Genomic DNA, 3,666 nt, shown 5'->3' with positions numbered 1-3,666 from the left:
GAAAATAAAGAAGAAAAAGAAAATAAAACTGATGAAAAAAAGAGTGATATTACTTCAGATAAAAAATTAAATACTTTAAATTTAGAAAAAAACAGTGATATAAAAATTGAAGTTGAAAATAATATCTCTTTAAAAAATAGTGAAGATACAAAAGCTAATAATTCAGAAAATATTACAAAAAATAATGATACTACCACAATTACAAAAGATAAAACAAGTAATTCAATTTTTGATAATATTCAAAATCAAATAAAAAAAGATGATAAAAAACAAGATTTAAAAATTAGTGAAGTATCTTTAGATAAAAATACTAATGTAGAAGTATCTACAAAAAATGAAACAGCTGTTAAAAGTGAAGCCCTTTTAAAATCGGATATTTTAGTAGAAAAAAATAATACTCAAGAACTTACTCCTTCTTTAAAGAAAGAAGATAGTAATACTTCAAAAGAAATGTTATCTAATACACAATCAAAAGAAGTAAAACTTGAAAAATCTGAAATTAAAGAACAAAAAGATTCTTTAATGGATAAATTATTAAAAGACAATAATACAAATAAAGAAGAAAAAACTGAAAAAAATACTTTAACTGATAATAAAACTAATAGTGATTTTTTAAATAATAAGAACTCTAAAGATTTTATTACAAATATATATTTAAATACACAAAAAAATACAATGAATAATCAAGCTTTAGCAAATAAAACAGAAGCAATAAATACAGTAAAAAATGCAAATAGTACTAAAGATATTGAAAAAGCATCAGATAAACTTGATTTAGGTTTAAAAGAAATTAAAGTTGGAAATGAAGAAGTTGATATTAAAAATATTGTTTCAAAAAAAGTGACTAATGATCATTTTGAACATAGAAGCACTTTAGATAGATTAGCATTTAATAGAAATTCATTTAATGAAAATATTAAAACAATCAATAATAATATAGAAAATACCAATATCTTAAATAATTCTACAACAACACCAGAACAAGAAGTAGTTGTTAATGTACCTGCTTCATTAATTCAAAACATGCAGATGAAAATTGTTGCAGCAAGACAACAAATGCAAAGTATGATGTCAGATGTTGCTCGAAAAATGTATGAAAACTATAAGCCTCCTGTTACTGCATTTAGAATAAATTTATCTCCAAGTAATTTAGGTACGATAGCAATTTTAATGAAAAATGATAAAGAAAATGGAATAAGTATTAGTATGAATATATCCAATACTAATACTTTAGATTCTTTTATTGAAAACCAAAACTCATTAAAATCATCTTTAAACAATAGCTTTGATGAAAAAACAGAATTTAGTTTAGATTTCACTTCAGGTGAAGATAATCAATCATCAAATTTTAATGATAATAATAACAATGATGATGAAAATAAATTTAACAAAAAAGAAGCTAATACAAACTCTATTTTAGCATCAAGAGAAGATAATTTAGAAAAAGAAGATAAAAGCTTAGATTATATGTAATGGAAGCACTCTTATCATTATTAAATGAAGATATTGTTTATCAATTTCTTCTTTTATTAGGTCGAATTATTGGTTTTGTAGCTTTTATGCCAATTTTTGGACATTCTGCTGTTAATGTAACCGTAAGAATTGCATTTGCTTTTTATTTAACTATTTTTATTTTTCCTTTAGTTGATGTTACAACAGCGATTACAGAAGAAACTTTTATAATAGGCTTGGTCTCTGAAATAACCTTAGGATTAGTTGCTTCAATGCTTATTAATATTGTATTTTCTGCTGTAAAAATTATTGGAGATTTTATTGGATATGCAACTTCATTATCAATGGCAATGCTTTTTGATCCAACAACAGGTTCACAAGAAGGTCTTATTTCAAAATTTTTAACATGGGTTGTAATAATTCTATTTTTTGAAACAGGTATGTATGAAATGACATTAGTAATTCTTGTAAAAAGTTTTTCTATTATGCATTTAGGTAGTTTTGATATCTTTTCTTATAATGGAATACAATTAGCAATAGATGAAATAAAAAGAATGTTCTCCTTTGCTTTTGCCTTTGCCTTACCATTGTTTTTTATTGGTTTTATTATGGATGTTTATTATGGATATGGTACAAAATCAATGCCGGCTTTTTCTCCATTTGTTATTACATTTCAGTTAAAGTTTGCATTAATATTTGTTTTTTTAATTTTTGGAATGGAAGTTTTTACAGAAACATTTACAAACTATTTAATAAGTAAATTTCAATAAAGGGGTAATTAATGGCTGATGATGATGACAAAACCGAAGAACCCACCGATAAGAAAATTGAAGATGCCAGAAATGAAGGAAATGTATCTAAATCTATGGAAGTTCCTGGTGCTGCTATTTTAACACTAGGATCTGTATATTTACTATTTTTTTCATCTCATTCGATGTTAGAGATAAAAAAGATGATGCTGTTTTCTTATGGTTTTATTGGACAAGAACTTGATGGACCAGCTTTTTATTCTATTACATATAGTGTTGTAATGGCATTATTATCATCTCTTGCGCCAATATTTGCATTAGTTGTAATTTTAGCTTTAGTTTTTAACTGGATACAATTTGGAATGATTGTAACTCCATTAAAATTTGATTTACAAAAATTAGATCCAATAAAAGGATTTGGAAATATTTTTGGATTTAAAAAATTTATAGAATCTATAAAACTTACAGTTAAACTTTCTATTATTGTTATTGTTATGTGTATTTTATTTCTACTAACACATAAAGAAATATTAGCAATGATGAATCAAGATACTTTTGCTTCAATTGAGTCGATGATTAAGGTAACTGGTTATTTTTTAGCTGCAATATTATTAATTATAATTATTTTTGCTATAATAGATTTTTATTTTACACGACATTATTATATGAAATCTTTACGAATGAGTAAACAAGAGATAAAAGATGAATTTAAAAATATGGATGGAGATCCTCAAGTAAAAGGACGTATCCGTAGAATTCAAATGGAAATGTCAAGAAAACGTATGATGGCAGATGTTCCAACTGCTGATGTTGTAATTACAAATCCTACACATTATGCTGTTGCATTAAAATATGATAATAAAGTTGATACTGCACCTAAAATGATAGCTAAAGGTATTGATTTTATGGCTATAAAAATTAAAGATATTGCAAAAGAAAATGATATTCCAATTATAGAAAATCCTGCATTAGCAAGAGCATTATATGATCAACTAGAAGTTGAGCAACAAATTCCAGGAGAATTTTATAAAGCATTAGCAGATATTTTTTCATATATTTATGAACTAAAAAGAAAAAGGTAAATTTTGAAAGTTATATTAATTATTATTTTATTAATAAATTATTCTTATGCTAAAAAAGATTTTTATTATAGTTTTATTGATTCTTCAGGTGCTCAAATATCAGAGCAAAGAAGGCAACAAATAAGTGATGGTTTTGATTTTATTAATAATGCAAAATTATTAGCAAGAGATAATAAAATTGATGAAGCATATACTCAAGTAAAAGATTTTAAAGAAAAAAATAAGATTAATGTATTAAATTCAGACCTTGTTTTATTATATGCTGAGCTATCTTTAAAAAAACATACAAAAAGATTTGTTTTTGATGGAGCAAAAGAGTTAGAATTGGCTATTAATTCATCGCAAATAAATGAATATGATTTAGCAAAAGCATATATGCTTTT

Annotated in this window: 3 protein-coding genes and 1 pseudogene; all 4 read left to right on the top strand. The window is 24.4% G+C overall.

Features of this window, described 5'->3' with window-relative positions:
* The coding region (locus tag ACERKK_RS12150) for a flagellar hook-length control protein FliK (RefSeq protein ID WP_373773340.1) at positions 1-1,473 on the top strand (1,473 nt) is incomplete at its 5' end.
* Positions 1,473-2,222: a flagellar biosynthetic protein FliR gene (locus ACERKK_RS12145; RefSeq protein WP_373773339.1), complete on the top strand. Its 750-nt coding sequence runs from the start codon at positions 1,473-1,475 to the stop codon at positions 2,220-2,222. The genes ACERKK_RS12150 and ACERKK_RS12145, both read left to right, overlap by 1 nt.
* An 11-nt stretch (positions 2,223-2,233) precedes the next feature.
* Positions 2,234-3,283 carry a flagellar biosynthesis protein FlhB gene (flhB, locus tag ACERKK_RS12140; RefSeq protein ID WP_373773338.1) on the top strand — a complete coding sequence of 350 codons (1,050 nt, stop codon included), beginning with the start codon at positions 2,234-2,236 and terminating at the stop codon, positions 3,281-3,283.
* A 3-nt stretch (positions 3,284-3,286) separates the two neighbouring features.
* Positions 3,287-3,666 (top strand): annotated as a pseudogene (locus ACERKK_RS12135) (hypothetical protein); the annotation flags it as partial.

It is taken from the genome of Poseidonibacter sp. (assembly GCF_041821165.1).
GTDB lineage: Bacteria > Campylobacterota > Campylobacteria > Campylobacterales > Arcobacteraceae > Poseidonibacter.
The sequence above is the reverse complement of the archived record's forward strand: the minus strand, read 5'-3'. Positions and strand labels throughout refer to the sequence as shown.

Excerpts from the sequence above, each read along its gene's own strand:
- ACERKK_RS12145 (WP_373773339.1), top strand. The coding sequence starts at position 1,473 with ATGGAAGCACTCTTATCATTATTAAATGAAGATATTGTTTATCAATTT.
- flhB (WP_373773338.1), top strand. The coding sequence starts at position 2,234 with ATGGCTGATGATGATGACAAAACCGAAGAACCCACCGATAAGAAAATT.